A 15,027-nucleotide genomic window follows, 5' to 3' on the forward strand; every position below is an offset into this window, starting at 1 on the left:
AGAATCAGCGCTTTTTTTTATGCAATAAAGTTTAATGCAAATCGTACAAAGAATAATGCTGAAATTACCACCATATATGGTGTGATTTCAGTTTTCTTACCTGCTGCCATTTTTACTAATGGATAAGCAATAAAACCGAATGCAATTCCGTCAATAATACTATATGTTAAAGGGATGAATGCTAAAATTAAGAAGGCTGGTATTGCCTCAGTAGGATCATCCAATTGAATATCTGTAATATGTTTAACCATTAATGAACCGATTATGATTAAGATTGGTGCAATCGCAGATGTTGGAATATATGCTATTAATGGCATAAAGAGTAAACATCCTAAAAATAAAAATCCAGTTACAACAGAAGTAAGACCTGTTCGACCACCAGAACTAATACCTGCACTACCTTCAACAGCAATAACTGTTGGGCTAGTTCCAAGTAAACCGGATAAAATAATACCAAACGCAGTTCCTTGAACAACCTTTTGTTGCTTATGCTCTTGGTTCATCATGCTTAATTGACCATGAATAATACCGATTGATTCGAATAATACAACCATCGTTAACGAAAATACTGCAATCCAAAATGGAAAACTCAACACATGAGTAAAGGTCAGTTGTCCGACAACTGCACTAGCAGATTTCATTGTGATCTTAGTTGTATCGTGTGCTTTTTCAATTCCACCATGCAAAATGAATGAAATGATTGTACCTAAAATAACCGTAATTAAAAAGTTTGCAGGTACATTTTTAATAAAAAGGTAAATCGCAATACCTAGTGTAATAACTGTTGCTAAAACATCCACGTTTGTAAAATTTGCAATCGATACGAACGTACTTTCATTTTTTACAACAATCCCACCAGCTTGAAGACCGATAAACGTTAAGAAAAATCCTATTCCAACTGTAATTGCACTTTTTAGTGATAATGGAATCGCAGTTGTTAATTTCTTAATTAATTTTGTGAATGATAAAATTGATAATAAGATTCCACTTACAAATACAACAGCAAGTGCTTCCTTCCAATTCATTCCCATTTCTCCAACCATTGTATAAGTAAACAATGCGTTGATGCCCATTCCCGGAACTAATACTAAAGGTGAATTACTCCATAATCCCATCATAACGCTTCCAAAGAAAGCTGACAAAATTGTGGCAATCATTGCACCTTGGAACGGTATACCTGCATCATGCAAAATTGTACTATTAACGGATAAAATATAGACAAGTGTTAGAAATGAAACTGCACCTGCAATCAACTCCGTTTTAATGGTCGTACCGCTACCTTCAAGATTAAACTGTTTGTTCAATAAATTTTTCAAAGAAATTCCTCTCTTTTAGTGTCTCCCTCTCCCACCCATGCAACAAGGCACGATTACAATTATACTAAATTTAAGCAAATAATTAAACAAGAAAATAATTTTCTTTAGTTTTAAGTGTTTCGTTTATGACAATTTTTTTGATGAGCAAGTTGATTGGAAATAAAAAGTACTGGATTCATATAAGAAATACACGGGCTTGAGATCTCAAGCTGTTAGGCAATAGCTTTGGTCCCTATTGCCCGGAGAATGCGAGCATCTTTTGGAGTAATCTCCGGACTTGAAACAATAAATATTAAGCATTTCCGTAATAATCAGCTACATAGATAAAACCTTTTTTTCGAAGGATATAATTTTCTTCATTTAAAGAATAACATTTTGCGTGTTCATTTTTTAGGAATTCCTTATCACCCTGATTATGTTCTTGGTCATTTGCAATTTCAGACTTTAAGGCTAAAATAGGATGACCATCAAAAAATACATAAGTCCTCAATGCAATTGATGGTGAAGAATGTAACACAAAAAATAAAATGATGGGTATTAATATTACCGGACTAACTATCAGCATTATTTCTTTCCACATCGTTTGCCTCAACTTTACACCTCTTATTAGAATAACTATTTATTATTCTTTTTGTTAAATTTTTTTTCATTATGTGAGAATTCGCTAAAAACTTTATAACTCCTTTTTCCGACAATCACCTTCTATTTGAAATAAAAAGGCCGATTATAGATTAGTACTTATGTAACTTAAATATGCATTAGTTGTATACCGTTTATGTTAAAACAATATAAGAATTTACTAATTTCTCCTATATTTTTCTAGTTTCTTCTCGTAAGATAGAACTAGAGAATAAAATAGGAGTGTTTTTTTTTGAAGGAATTATTTAAGAAAGTGTCAGCAACAATTGGTTTTACTTTGCTAGTTACAAGTCCCATTTTCTTCCCAATGTTGTTATTTATATTTGGGATGTCAACTGACGCCGATGGTACTGGGGCTGGTGGGGAATTATCAGGATCCTTTTACTTTACGATGTACTTGTTAATCTATTTTATTGCCATCATACTGATAACTGCTATTATTACTAAATTGATAATCAATAAAAGTATTGTATTTAAGCTAATTAGTTGCACTGTTTTGTTGTTTTTACCCTTTATTTTACAGAAATTTTCATTCACTGAAATGTATGGCTTCCTATTCATTCCAATAGGAGTTATTTTATTAATCACTTTTGCAATCTATAATAGACTTGATACGTGGAAAAAGCCTTTTGTATGGTTTTTAATCCTCTTTCCATATATCATTTTTTTACTTATGTTATTAGGGTCCTTAAGCTTAAGTATTTAGAAAAATAAAGGTTTAAAAATAAGCAAAAACAAACCCTTGCGTAATATGGCAAGGGTTTGTCAAAAGTAGCAATAAAGCTAAAGTTCGAATCAATTAACTTGAGAATTTCTCTATTCATTTTTAATCTAGAATTTCTCCCCGGTCATAATTGACATAAAATCCTTATAAAACCCTTCATAATCGAGGCCTACTGCGATATGTTGTTTCGGTCTTCCATCAAATTTCTCAGGAGTATCCGTTACTCGAAAATCTGCAATACTTTGCCCCCTAGCTACATCGGTTGAATCAATTACAACAGCCGAAGTATAGAATTTAAATAAATCGCTACGTATGACTGCCATGAGCGTTACAGCATCATGAACTGGGCTCCCTTTTATGCCGGGTACCTTCTTTTGATAGAAGTTGAAATAATAATAATCTAATAATGGTTTTACAAGATCAGTCTTCCCTTTAGAATGAATATAATTTGCCATAGAAGGAGTTACGATGGCATTTTGCGTTACATTTAATGGGAAAATATATGCACCACTTACATATTTCATAACGATATTAGCTGCTATCGGATCACCATGAAAATTCGCTTCTGCTACTGGTGTAACATTTCCAGGATAAAGAAAAGCCCCGCCCATAATATAGTAAGAATTCACACTTTTCATCAAATCTTCGTATAAGATAAATAGGGTCGCTAGCGAGGTTAACCTCCCAGTATTTACGATTATTAGTTCATCCTTATATTGTTCAATCAAATTGATCACTTCACAAAAGTTCTCTAAGTTCTCTAACTTTAACCCTGGATCAATTGGACCTAAACCAAACGGTCCATGTATATCAAGATAATAGGTCGGGATTTCTCCCGTCATTGGTTTCTCAGCACCCCCATAAACTTTAATATATTCTTTTCCTGACCTTTTAAGTAAAAACCGAACATTCCTTGTCGTTTCTTTTTTAGATACATTCCCATAATCCGCTACAATCCCAATTATATCAATATCTTCTTTTAATCGTGCATAAACCAAAGCGATCGCATCATCAATTCCTACATCACCAAAAAATAACACTTTCTTTCCCATTAGCCTAGCTCCTTTTAAATCAAAACTTTGGAACATTTTTTTATTATTAATTCCTTTGATATAAAGGTATGTTGCTATCTTTTTGAAAAGTATATAAAAAAGATCGTATATGATTAACTTGAAAAGTAACCTGCCATTAAGAAAAACAAAAAAAGCTATTCTCATCACTGAGAATAGCTTTTAAATATTTTTAAGCTTCCATAATTAAATCATAAACTAATGTAGGTTCTTCTACTTTTTCAGTAGAAATTTTAATGTTTTCTAATAAGTCTTTTTCAACTTCACTAATATCTTCTGTGCTTGAATATACAGTAACTAATGAATCTCCTTTTTTAACTGCTTCGCCTACTTTTTTGTTTAGCATTAATCCAACAGCTAAGTCGATAACTGATTCTTTTGTTGCACGTCCTGCGCCTAATTTCATAGCTGCTGTTCCAACTGCATCAGCAACGATTTGTGAAACATACCCGTCTTGCTTTGCTACTACTTCTTGTACATATTTAGCTTGTGGTAGTTTTGAAGGATCATCTACTACTGAACCGTCTCCACCTTGAGCTACTAAAAATGCTTTAAATACTTCTAAAGCTTTTCCGTTTTTCATATTTTCTAGAAGTTTAGCTCTTGCTTCTTCTAATGTTTCAGCTTTTTTAGCTAGTACAACCATTTGGCTACCTAATACTAAGCATAATTCTTCTAAATCTTTTGGACCTTCACCTTTAAGTGTGTCAATTGCTTCTTTCACTTCTAATGCATTTCCAATCGCAAAACCTAATGGTTGGCTCATATCAGAAATAACTGCAACTGTTTGTCTTCCAACGTTGTTCCCAATCTTAACCATCGCTTTAGCTAAATCGCGTGCATCATCAATATCTTTCATAAATGCACCTGCACCAGTTTTAACATCTAAAACTATAGCGTCTGCACCAGCAGCGATTTTTTTACTCATAATTGAACTTGAAATTAATGGGATTGAGTTAACAGTTGCTGTTACATCACGTAGTGCATATAACTTTTTGTCAGCAGGTGTTAAATCTCCTGTTTGTCCGATAACGGCTAATTTAATATCATTTACTTGTTTCATAAATTCTTCTTCTGTTAATTCAACATGGAAGCCTTCTACAGCTTCTAATTTATCGATTGTACCACCAGTATGACCTAAACCACGTCCGCTCATTTTGGCAACTGGAATATCTAAAGAAGCTACTAATGGACCTAATACAAGTGTAGTTGTATCACCTACTCCACCAGTTGAATGCTTATCAACTTTGATTCCTTCAATGTTAGAAAGGTCAATTGTATCACCAGAATGTACCATAGCCATTGTTAAATCACTATATTCTTTTTCAGTCATACCTTTTAAGAAAACTGCCATTGCAAAAGCACTCATTTGGTAATCAGGTACACTACCATCAGTGAAACCTTTGATTACAAAATTAACTTCTTCTGTTGTTAATGTTTTTCCGTCACGTTTTTTTTCGATTAAATCTACCATTCTCATTTTCGAAACGCCTCTTTCTAATTTGTATATATTACTTCTAATGAAAAGTGACTTCCACATAATGTAGAAGTCCTTTTATATTCGTTGACTTTTGAATTAACCGATTTTACGAACAATCTCTTTTACTAATGATAAAAATGAAGCTCTTACTCTTTGTGTTGTTTCAATAACTTCTTCATGGTTTAGCGGTTGATCTAAAATGCCCGCTGCCATGTTTGAAATACATGAAATACCAAGTACTCTTAATTCAGCATGACGTGCCACAATTACTTCAGATACAGTTGACATCCCAACAGCATCAGCACCTAATGTTCTAAACATGCGAATTTCAGCTGGAGTTTCATAAGATGGTCCTGTCAGTGCAGCGTAAACTCCTTCTTGAAGTTTTACATCTACTTCACTAGCAGCATTTTTTGCAAGCTCTCTTAATTCACGGTCATATGGATAAGACATATCTACAAAACGAACGCCTAGCTCTGGGTTATTTGGTCCAATTAGTGGACTAGTACCAGTAAAATTAATATGGTCTGTAATTAACATTAAATCTCCAGGTTCGTATGAAGTATTAACTCCACCTGCAGCATTCGTTACGATTAATTTTTCTACACCTAATTCTTTCATGATACGTACAGGGAATGTAACTTTTTCCATGCTATATCCTTCGTAGTAGTGAACTCGTCCTTGCATTGCTACTACTTCAATACCGTGTATCGTTCCAAAAACTAGTTGTCCTTCATGTCCTTCAACTGTTGATGTTGGATATTCAGGAATTGTATGATACGGGATTTTTTCTTGATTTTCAATTTCATCAACAAGAACTCCTAAACCTGATCCTAAAATTAATCCAATTTTAGGCTGTCTGTCAACTTTACTTTTAATAAAATCAGCGGCTTTATCGATATTTTCTTTATTCATATGTAACTCCACCTTATCTCAATTTTTCAAAAAAACTTGATCCATGTGATGGCATTGTAACTTTAAAGTTTTCTGCAATGGTAGCTCCAATATCTGCAAAAGTTTTTGGTATTTCTAATTCTTTACCTTCTGAAAACTGTTTACTATAAACTAGTAATGGAACATATTCTCTTGTATGGTCTGTACCAGTATATGTCGGATCATTTCCATGATCGGCAGTAATCATTAATAAATCATCTTCTTTTAATAAATCAAATACTTCAGGTAATCTTGCATCGTATTCTTCTAATGCTTTACCGTAACCTAGTGGATCTCTTCTATGACCGTATACTGCATCAAAATCAACTAAATTTAGGAAGCTTAAACCAGTGAAATCCATTTTTAATGTTTCAACTAATTTATCCATACCGTCCATATTTGAAACAGTACGTAATGCTTTCGTAATTCCTTCACCATCGAAGATATCAGCAATTTTACCGATTGAAATTACATCAAAATTCGCATCTTTTAATTCATTCATAACAGTACGACCAAATGGTTTTAATGCATAATCATGGCGATTTGGTGTACGTTTGAAGTTTCCAGGCTCACCTACAAATGGTCTCGCGATTACACGACCAATCATGTATGGATCATCTAATGTTAATTTACGTGCAATTTCGCAATAACGATATAAATCTTCTAAAGGAACAACTTCTTCATGAGCTGCAATTTGTAAAACAGAATCAGCAGACGTATAAACGATTAAATCGCCTGTTTTCATATGCTCTTCACCAAGTTCAACTAATATCTCAGTTCCAGAAGCAGGTTTATTTCCGATTATTTTACGATCAAAATGAGTTTCCAATTCGCTTATTAATTCTTTAGGGAATCCATCAGCAAAAACTTTAAATGGCTTATCAATATGAAGACCCATGATTTCCCAATGTCCAGTCATTGTATCTTTTCCAACTGATGACTCTTCCATTTTTGTGTAATAAGCAAGTGGCTTATCGGCCTTTGGAACCCCTTTCAATTCTCTAATATTACTTAATCCTAGTTTTGCCATGTTCGGCATATGTAAACCATTCATTTCTTCAGCAATATGGCCTAGTGTATCTGAACCAACATCATTAAATTTTTCTGCATCGGGAGCTTCTCCGATCCCTACAGAATCCATAACAACGAGGAACACTCTATTAAATTTTCTATTCATTTGTTTTCCTCCTAACTCATCGAAACAAACTGAAACATAAATGATAGCGTCAGATGTCTGACAACTAAAGTATACTTATTGTCCTAATTCTTTTCAAGAATTATATTTTCCAATTTGTGTCTATTGATACTATATTTCCCCAGAATACTGTTATTTTGACATAAATATTTCATAATTTTATTCTTTTTTAGCCACTAATAAAAATGATATGCTAAAAATTCCTCTTACATACTGTATTGAAAAAATAAAAAGCCCAAGCTTTATAAGCTGGGCCTTTTAGCGTATTATGCTGTTTGATTTTCTGAACTTGCAACTTGATGCTTTTGTGCTTTTCTTTTAGCAACTATTGTACCAGCTGCAATTACGATTGCAGTCATGACAATTTTGAACGCTATAATAATTGTTTTACTTTCAAAAACATCATGAATCATTTTTTCATGAGTAATCATACCGGCTGCAGTCCAAGCTAAGATACCTGAACCAATTGTTGTAATAATTGGGTATTTGTTCATAATTTTCATTAATAATGAGCTTCCACCAACAATAATTGGAATTGAAATTAAAATACCAATTACGATTGCAACTAAGCTACCATGTGATACACCAGCTAAAGCTAAAACATTATCAAGACTCATTAACGCATCAGCAATGATGATTGTTCGAACTGCTCCCCATAATGTAGCACCACTTTTAACTTCGCCGTGTCCAGAGTCATCGACTAATAATTTAAAAGCAATCCATAATAACATTAAACCACCGATTGCATAAATAAACGGAATTTTTAATAAATACACGATTACTGCTGCAAATACTATACGTAGTCCAATTGCACCTAATGTACCAAATAATACTGCTTTTTTCTTTTGGTCTGCTGGTAAGTTTTTCGCTGCTAATGCGATAAGAATAGCATTGTCACCACTTAATAACAGGTCGATAAAAATTACATTCAATAGTACGCCAATACTTAATCCACCTAATAAATCCATGACTCTTCCCCCTTATGAAACTACTATTTTTAATTAAACAACCTGTACCCGTGACTACAAAATAAAAAGACCTTTGCCAATAGTTGTAGTTCTACGGCAAAGGTCTTGCTGAGCATACATATGTATGCCAACAAAGCCGATGAGAATTTCTTCTCATGTAATGACGACTTTGTTTCAGGATCTCTCCTGACGCTACTCCCCTTTGGAGTATTCGATTGTTTATTAATAATATAATAGTATTCTAGCTAGTCCATTATGTCAATAGATTTTTAATTGGTTTTTAATTATCGTTTTTATGCTTTCATTTCAATGTAGATAATTAACTTATTGTTTTGTCAATATTTTTGGTCCATTACTTGTAATCGCTAAAGTATGTTCATATTGTGCTGAATTTTTTCCATCTCTTGTTCTAGCTGTCCAGCCATTTGAATCCATTGTTAATTGCCATGATCCTAAATTAATCATCGGTTCAATCGTAATGACCATCCCCTCACGCAGTCTTAAACCTTTACCAGCCATACCAAAATGAGGAACATATGGCTCTTCATGAAGAGTTGGTCCTATGCCATGTCCAGTAAAATCACGTACAACAGAATAACCTAATGACTCAGCATAAGATTGAATCGCAAAACCAATATCACCAATACGGTTTCCTACTACAGCTTGCTCTATACCTTTATATAGGCATTCTTGCGTAACTTTTAATAAGTCTTTGTTTTCTTTAGCTATATTTCCTACACCATATGTCCAAGCCGAATCAGCAAGCGCACCATTTAAATTTACAACCATATCAATCGTTACAATATCTCCATCTTTTAATGGTTTTTTACGAGGGAATCCGTGGCAAATCTCATCATTAATTGAAGCACAAGTTGCATATTTATATCCTCGGTAACCTTTTTGCTCCGGTTTCGCACCATTTTCAGCTAAAAACTTTTCTACAAATTGATCGATTTCCCAAGTCGTAATCCCAGGTTTAATCATTTTTGCAATTTCCTTATGCGTAGCAGCTAATAAAGTACCTGCTTCATCCATTAAGTTAATTTCACGTTCAGTCTTAATCGTAATCATTTATTTCATCCTTTCAAGTCACCTAAGTTTTGAGTTCATATATGATTAATTTAATATATTATGCTTTTCACATTATAACAATCATTTTACAAGAAAAAAGAGCTTAATTTAAGCTCTTAATGTGTAAACAAAATTTTTTAAATTTGAGTTTCAGACTGATTGCAAGCGCTTGTCTTTCGAGGCGCGAAGCCTGATGAGGAGCGGAGTTACCCTAGACGGTAATGAGCACCGCAGACAGGCGAAGCAACGAAGAAAGCGAGCGTTTTCGGGCAGTCTGAAATCAGGCTCTTGGATGAAACTCTTTATAAACATCCTTAAGCCTATTTTTCGTTACATGTGTATAAATTTGTGTTGTCGATATATCTGCATGTCCTAGCATTTCTTGAACTGATCTTAAATCAGCGCCATTTTCTAATAAATGTGTTGCAAATGAATGACGTAAAGTATGCGGTGTTAATTCATGTTGAATATTTGCTTTTTCAGCTTGTTTTTTTAAGTTTTTCCAAAATCCTTGTCTAGACATTCTATTACCATGATGATTTAAGAAAAATGCATCATTATTTTTTTTACCCTTTAATTCATTTCTTGACAATTTTAAATAATTTTCAATTGATTCAATCGCAAGCTTACCTAAAGGAATAATTCGTTCTTTACTTCCTTTACCTAAGCATCGCACAAATCCCATAGTTAAATTAATGTCAGATAGATTTAATGATAATAACTCTGACACTCGCATGCCAGTAGCATATAACAATTCTAACATTGCCTTATCTCTTAAACCAAATGTAGAGTGGTCAGGTACTTCTAATAAAGCCTCTACTTCCTGTAGTGATAAAACCTTTGGAAGTACTTTTGGCGCTTTTGGAATTTCTATTAATAGTGAAGGATCGTCTTTCATACCATCAACCTCACGAATTAAAAATTGATGAAATGAGCGAATTGTTGCTAATTGACGAGCCATTGTTCGAGCTGTTAAATCTCTTTCTTTTAAATATTTTAAATAACTAATAATATGTAACCTAGTTATATTTGAGAGACCATTTATATTTTCAACAACGTCTAAATATTTTCCGTAGCTTTCTAAATCCTTACTATATGATAGAATTGTATTTTTAGATAAACCTTTTTCAACTTGGATAAAATGGATAAAATCCTCCGTTGCAAAATCAAATTCTTTTTTAAAAGGTGTTTTATCAGTCGTTGTCACATTTCATTACTCCCCGTTTTGATAAAACCGTACCAATTGGTTAAAAGCACCATCCTTTTTATGAATGTCCACCTTTAACATAGAGCCTTCTGGTCGGTCATATCGATGCATATTTTCATATTCAGAATGAATCCATTGAATAGCAAAATAAAATAAAATTGTACATGTAATAAATAAAATAGTAACTTTTATTACATTAAAAACAATGCTTGCTCTTTTTTTCATATGACCACCACCTTTTGCTAGAAGTAAAGACATCATTACTACATGCTATGCAAAAATAGGACAAATCATACTTCAAAAAATCAACATTAATCATTCAGTGTCATTTTTTAGAACATGAAAAAGAGCAGACTCTTTTTATTGAACTGCTCCGTCTTTTAAGAATCAAAAATAAAATGATTTTAATTAAATTAAAATCATTTTACTACTCTTCGTTTTGATCATGGCAACGATGACATACACCATGAAATGATAATCGATGATCTTTAATTTTAAAATTCCAACGTTCTTCAACTGTCTTTTCAACTTCACTTAATAGATTTTCATGAATTTCATCTACTGCTCCGCAAACCGTGCAAATTAAATGATGGTGAAAATGTTGTGCACCTTCATGTCTTAAGTCGTATCTTGAAACGCCATCACCAAAATTTATTTTATCAACAATTGTTAACTCAGTTAGTAATTCTAACGTACGATAAACAGTAGCAAGTCCAATTTCTGGCGATTTTTCTTTCACTAGGAGGTAAACATCTTCTGCACTTAGGTGATCTTCTTCGTTTTCTAATAAAACACGAACAGTGGATTCCCGTTGTGGTGTTAATTTGTATCCTGCTAAATGTAGTTGTTTCTTTATTCGTTCAACTCGTTCTTCCATTCTTTTCACTCCCTCGCCACTTGATAATAATTATAACAAAGAAAGAGAAAGTGTCAAAAATTATTTGTTAATTTTTTGAAACAATTATTTCTGAAATGGCTTTTAAAAAATAAGTTGAACCATATGCCTCAATAATACTTGCAATACTTAAGCAAACAGCAACAACTCCAAAGACAATAGAATACGAGACTAACTGTTTCATAATTGGTTCATTATCATTTTTAATAAATTGTTTTCTAATCATTCGAATGGATAGCTGAACTGCTAAAACTGTTAATAGTATATATAATGGTAAAACGATAACATTTTGTGGAAAAACAGAAGAAAATGCTAATAAAATACCATGCCAACCTAATTGATTGACTAAAAATCCAACTGTAAATCCAACTACCAATCCTTTCATAAATAATAGAATAAGAATGATTGGTAATCCGATGATTGAGATCCCTAACACCCAAATCAGTGCTAAAAACTTCAAATGAGAAGAATAGCTTGAAAGGAACACTTCATTTCCGCTAATATAATCACCATTATTAACTTGTCCAAAAAAATGTGTAATAAAGGATAGAATATCCTGCTTTTGACTCACATTCATACTATTTACGATGACTGCTCCAAATACTACACCAAAAAGTAAGATCACACTAACAAAAATATAGAGTGACAAATAATCTTTAACATGTTTTTTCATCGTTGATTTGACTGAGCTTCTTGTCATGATATCATCTCCTGGACTATATTCTCTCTTCATTTTATGAATGGACAAGTAATTTATTCTATTAATTTATAAAAGTTGAAAAATTAATAATAAAGAAAAAGTGGTTCTTGTTCCTATATTATGGAAAGGAATGATCATTTCAGTTCGAATTATTTCAACAAATAGAAAAAAGCTGTTAAAGTCAGGCAACGACTAAAACAGCTTTGTTTTAATTTAATAATTCAATTTGTTTTTTTATGATATGACCGATTGATTTTGCATTTTCTTCATTATTTCCATAAATAGTTGAATGTGTGTGGCCTTCTAATGTTTGACGGCTACCTTGATTCGTTGTTTCACAATATTCATTATGATATTTTTCAACTTTATGTAGTAATTCCTTTTTTTTCTTCAGATTAAGCTGTAAACCACTTTGATTGGAAGCTGTTAATACTAGTAAAGGAATATTCATTTTAATTTTCAATGCGTCCTTTATACGTAAGTTACTATAATGTAGGTTTTTCCACTCACTAACAACAGTCTTCCAATGCTTATAGCTCTTAATTGCGCTAATCATTTCGAACTGATTATCTGGGGTAGTTTTCATTATTTTATTAATTAGCTTATTTGGTATTGCCTTAGTAAGATTAAATTGGTTTGCATTTTTCATCATTAACGCAAATTGATATAGTAACTTATCATATAATTTCTGTTCATGTTCCTCTAGAGTCGGATGTGTTGGATCGAGTAAAATCATAGATTGGATAGCATTTGGAAAAAGGCGAGACAATTGGAATACAATATATGCTCCTAGAGAATGTCCTACAGCAATTAATGGACTTTTAATATTTAATGCTAATAAAATATCATAGCATTCAAAAGCTTGTTGTTCTGTTGATCGATCTGTAGTCCATATTCCACTTTTCCCATAACCTAAGCGATCGTATGTTATAACTCTGGCATATTTACTCAACTCTTCTTGTAAATACTTCCATTGATGAAGAGTATGCATCATTCCACATTCTAAAAGAACTGTGACTTTGCCATCCCCTTTTACTCGAACGTGATATGTGCCAAGCTCACCATTAACAAACAATATTCTCACCTTCATCGTATTTGATTAGTTGTCTTATTGTATTCATTTTTCCTGTTTTCTATTTTATCCTTAATTCTTTAATTTTTGCTTAATAAAAATGTTTTTTTTCGAGATAAGCATTAGAAACGTTAAAAAAAGACGTTAAAAAAATTAACGTCTTTTGTCTTAAAGTTTTTAAATTGTTTCTTTTTTTCCTTCGTAAGCTTCTTTTACTTCTTCGTAAAATTGAGCTTGAGTTGCAGAAAAATATGGTGCTACATAAAATAAAGCTAGCCCAAAAGTAATGATGATTAATAGAAGCCAACCGATGAATGAAAGCCATAATAAAAATAATTTCCATTTATATCCATCCATCATTCTTCTACTTAGTGTAATTGCATCTAATGCACCCATTTCAGGATGATCTTTTAAAATATATCCAACTTGTGAATAAGCGATTGATTTAATTATACCAGGTACTATTAGTAAAATAAGCCATAGAATTGTAAATAAAGTTACTAAAAATCCAACGAATATTCCTCTTATAAATTGATGTCCACTTTTAAAATAGAAAAATAAGTCCGATAAATTTTTTTCCTCATCACGAATAAGGTTTAAAAAGTAAACAATTAATCCATAACCTAGTAATGTGTTTACGACCCAAGTGATAATATCAATGACTGTTTGCACTCCTGCGGGAATTATCACTTTATCATCCATTGGATCCAAAAATAAATTCCCACTGTAATGGTAATTGACCGGTCCATTAAGTAACATATGAATAAATCCTTGTACTACCCAAAAAACCACAAGTGTTAAAATCGCTTTACCCCAATTACCAGATAGACGACTTTTAGCTGTTTTTTTAATTGATGAAATTCTCATCTACTCATCCTCTCAAAAAATGTCACTTTATTTTACCATGTTTATTTCCATATTTTGAGAATTATTTTTAATTTTATTTTAATTTTTTTGTAATAATTGTAAATATTGGACTGCAAAACATGTTTTTGCATCATGGATTGAACCTTTTTTTAGTTCCTCTAGACACTCGTCTAATGTTAGCTCAAAAATTTCAACAAATTCATCTTCGTCTAAAGCAGCACTATTTTCTAGTTTCTTTAAACCTTTTGCTACATATATATGTATGTACTCGTCTGCAAACCCCGGTGAAGTATAAAAAGATTGTATATGCTCCCAATTTGCTGCTTCATATCCAGTCTCTTCTTCTAGCTCTCGTTTAGCCGTTACAAGTGGCTCTTCGCCTTTTTCTAGTTTTCCTGCTGGAATTTCTAGAAGACTTCTTTCTAGCGCTTTTCTGTACTGCTCAACAAAAATAATTTTTCCTTCATTTGTAATTGGAATAACAGCCACTGCGCCGGGATGCTTTACGATTTCACGCGTACTTGTATTTCCATTCGGTAATTCTACCTTTTGATGATAAAGAGAGATAACTCTTCCTGTGAATATTTTTTCTTCCACTAGTGTTTTTTCTTCAAATTTTTTCATTTTTTTCATCACCTTGTTCTAATTTATATGGTTGTCACATACATTTTATCATTTATTTCATTAAAATACTTTCTGAAATGAGGTAGTCTGATGAAAATGTGTATGACGGAAAATTCTGTTGTCCTTGTGGGCTCCAAAACAGAAATTTTAAAAACCCTCGAAGTTATTAGTATGCAATATAAAACTGTTCAAGAATGGATTCAAAACTCAAATGGCAAGCTTCTATATGTTGTAAAATAATACTCTTTTCCCTACAATTATATTTG

Annotated in this window: 17 protein-coding genes; 2 read left to right on the forward strand and 15 right to left on the reverse strand. The window is 32.5% G+C overall.

Translation table 11 applies throughout. The annotated features are described in order from the left end of the window. Positions 1-17 precede the first annotated feature (17 nt). The gene (locus tag V5E38_RS12165) at positions 18-1,316 is read right to left on the reverse strand and encodes an NCS2 family permease (RefSeq protein WP_499213461.1); all 1,299 of its coding nucleotides are present in this window, start codon (positions 1,314-1,316) and stop codon (positions 18-20) included. 292 nt (positions 1,317-1,608) lie between these two features. Continuing rightward, on the reverse strand, positions 1,609-1,896 hold the full coding sequence (locus V5E38_RS12170; RefSeq protein WP_499213462.1) for a YjcN family protein: 288 nt from the start codon (positions 1,894-1,896) through the stop codon (positions 1,609-1,611). A 291-nt stretch (positions 1,897-2,187) separates the two neighbouring features. Between V5E38_RS12170 and V5E38_RS12175 the strand changes: the two genes are divergently transcribed. After that, positions 2,188-2,661 (forward strand): hypothetical protein, encoded by a 474-nt coding sequence (locus tag V5E38_RS12175; RefSeq protein ID WP_499213463.1) that lies wholly within the window; start codon positions 2,188-2,190, stop codon positions 2,659-2,661. 125 nt (positions 2,662-2,786) lie between these two features. On the opposite strand, the gene V5E38_RS12180 is transcribed toward V5E38_RS12175, so the two are convergent. The 13 genes from V5E38_RS12180 to V5E38_RS12240 form a co-directional block, all read right to left on the reverse strand. Then, positions 2,787-3,731 (reverse strand): nucleoside hydrolase, encoded by a 945-nt coding sequence (locus V5E38_RS12180; RefSeq protein ID WP_499213464.1) that lies wholly within the window; start codon positions 3,729-3,731, stop codon positions 2,787-2,789. A 190-nt stretch (positions 3,732-3,921) separates the two neighbouring features. Continuing rightward, positions 3,922-5,229, reverse strand: coding sequence for a pyrimidine-nucleoside phosphorylase (locus V5E38_RS12185; protein ID WP_097979038.1), 1,308 nt, complete (start codon positions 5,227-5,229; stop codon positions 3,922-3,924). 96 nt (positions 5,230-5,325) lie between these two features. After that, complete coding sequence (locus V5E38_RS12190; protein WP_387327682.1) at positions 5,326-6,144, reverse strand: purine-nucleoside phosphorylase; 819 nt, start codon at positions 6,142-6,144, stop codon at positions 5,326-5,328. 13 nt (positions 6,145-6,157) lie between these two features. After that, the gene (deoB, locus tag V5E38_RS12195; protein ID WP_499213465.1) at positions 6,158-7,339 is read right to left on the reverse strand and encodes a phosphopentomutase; all 1,182 of its coding nucleotides are present in this window, start codon (positions 7,337-7,339) and stop codon (positions 6,158-6,160) included. Positions 7,340-7,623: 284 nt separating this feature from the next. Then, entirely contained in the window at positions 7,624-8,325 is a 702-nt protein-coding gene (locus V5E38_RS12200; RefSeq protein ID WP_097979035.1) for a TerC family protein, read from the reverse strand. A 324-nt stretch (positions 8,326-8,649) separates the two neighbouring features. Further along, positions 8,650-9,396: a type I methionyl aminopeptidase gene (gene map / locus V5E38_RS12205; RefSeq protein ID WP_499213466.1), complete on the reverse strand. Its 747-nt coding sequence runs from the start codon at positions 9,394-9,396 to the stop codon at positions 8,650-8,652. 280 nt (positions 9,397-9,676) lie between these two features. After that, positions 9,677-10,603, reverse strand: a complete 927-nt coding sequence (gene xerD / locus V5E38_RS12210; protein WP_098565937.1) for a site-specific tyrosine recombinase XerD — start codon at positions 10,601-10,603, stop codon at positions 9,677-9,679. 6 nt (positions 10,604-10,609) lie between these two features. Beyond that, the gene (locus V5E38_RS12215; RefSeq protein WP_056466929.1) at positions 10,610-10,828 is read right to left on the reverse strand and encodes a YqzK family protein; all 219 of its coding nucleotides are present in this window, start codon (positions 10,826-10,828) and stop codon (positions 10,610-10,612) included. 202 nt (positions 10,829-11,030) lie between these two features. Further along, positions 11,031-11,480 (reverse strand): ferric iron uptake transcriptional regulator, encoded by a 450-nt coding sequence (fur, locus tag V5E38_RS12220; RefSeq protein ID WP_056466931.1) that lies wholly within the window; start codon positions 11,478-11,480, stop codon positions 11,031-11,033. A gap of 67 nt (positions 11,481-11,547) precedes the next feature. Beyond that, a complete protein-coding gene (gene spoIIM / locus V5E38_RS12225) occupies positions 11,548-12,198 on the reverse strand; it encodes a stage II sporulation protein M (RefSeq protein ID WP_069031790.1) in 651 nt (216 codons plus the stop codon). 208 nt (positions 12,199-12,406) lie between these two features. Next, positions 12,407-13,273: an alpha/beta fold hydrolase gene (locus V5E38_RS12230; protein ID WP_499213467.1), complete on the reverse strand. Its 867-nt coding sequence runs from the start codon at positions 13,271-13,273 to the stop codon at positions 12,407-12,409. Positions 13,274-13,447: 174 nt separating this feature from the next. Beyond that, positions 13,448-14,137: a DUF975 family protein gene (locus tag V5E38_RS12235; protein ID WP_499213468.1), complete on the reverse strand. Its 690-nt coding sequence runs from the start codon at positions 14,135-14,137 to the stop codon at positions 13,448-13,450. 78 nt (positions 14,138-14,215) lie between these two features. Beyond that, positions 14,216-14,761 carry an NUDIX hydrolase gene (locus V5E38_RS12240; RefSeq protein ID WP_499213469.1) on the reverse strand — a complete coding sequence of 182 codons (546 nt, stop codon included), beginning with the start codon at positions 14,759-14,761 and terminating at the stop codon, positions 14,216-14,218. 102 nt (positions 14,762-14,863) lie between these two features. Here V5E38_RS12240 and mciZ point away from each other — a divergent pair, with 102 nt between their 5' ends. Next, complete coding sequence (gene mciZ / locus V5E38_RS12245) at positions 14,864-15,001, forward strand: Z-ring formation inhibitor MciZ (RefSeq protein ID WP_368072856.1); 138 nt, start codon at positions 14,864-14,866, stop codon at positions 14,999-15,001. Positions 15,002-15,027 lie beyond the last annotated feature (26 nt).

It is taken from the genome of Rossellomorea sp. GAMAL-10_SWC (genome assembly GCF_049568075.1).
GTDB lineage: Bacteria > Bacillota > Bacilli > Bacillales > Bacillaceae_G > Gottfriedia.

What these genes read in the sequence shown, in the direction of transcription:
- V5E38_RS12240 (WP_499213469.1), bottom strand. Translation starts at nt 14,761, where the DNA reads ATGAAAAAATTTGAAGAAAAAACACTAGTGGAAGAAAAAATATTCACA.
- map (WP_499213466.1), bottom strand. Translation starts at nt 9,396, where the DNA reads ATGATTACGATTAAGACTGAACGTGAAATTAACTTAATGGATGAAGCA.
- V5E38_RS12200 (WP_097979035.1), bottom strand. Translation starts at nt 8,325, where the DNA reads ATGGATTTATTAGGTGGATTAAGTATTGGCGTACTATTGAATGTAATT.
- V5E38_RS12215 (WP_056466929.1), bottom strand. Translation starts at nt 10,828, where the DNA reads ATGAAAAAAAGAGCAAGCATTGTTTTTAATGTAATAAAAGTTACTATT.
- spoIIM (WP_069031790.1), bottom strand. Translation starts at nt 12,198, where the DNA reads ATGACAAGAAGCTCAGTCAAATCAACGATGAAAAAACATGTTAAAGAT.
- V5E38_RS12180 (WP_499213464.1), bottom strand. Translation starts at nt 3,731, where the DNA reads ATGGGAAAGAAAGTGTTATTTTTTGGTGATGTAGGAATTGATGATGCG.
- V5E38_RS12185 (WP_097979038.1), bottom strand. Translation starts at nt 5,229, where the DNA reads ATGAGAATGGTAGATTTAATCGAAAAAAAACGTGACGGAAAAACATTA.
- V5E38_RS12190 (WP_387327682.1), bottom strand. Translation starts at nt 6,144, where the DNA reads ATGAATAAAGAAAATATCGATAAAGCCGCTGATTTTATTAAAAGTAAA.
- mciZ (WP_368072856.1), top strand. Translation starts at nt 14,864, where the DNA reads ATGACGGAAAATTCTGTTGTCCTTGTGGGCTCCAAAACAGAAATTTTA.
- V5E38_RS12170 (WP_499213462.1), bottom strand. Translation starts at nt 1,896, where the DNA reads ATGTGGAAAGAAATAATGCTGATAGTTAGTCCGGTAATATTAATACCC.
- V5E38_RS12235 (WP_499213468.1), bottom strand. Translation starts at nt 14,137, where the DNA reads ATGAGAATTTCATCAATTAAAAAAACAGCTAAAAGTCGTCTATCTGGT.
- deoB (WP_499213465.1), bottom strand. Translation starts at nt 7,339, where the DNA reads ATGAATAGAAAATTTAATAGAGTGTTCCTCGTTGTTATGGATTCTGTA.
- fur (WP_056466931.1), bottom strand. Translation starts at nt 11,480, where the DNA reads ATGGAAGAACGAGTTGAACGAATAAAGAAACAACTACATTTAGCAGGA.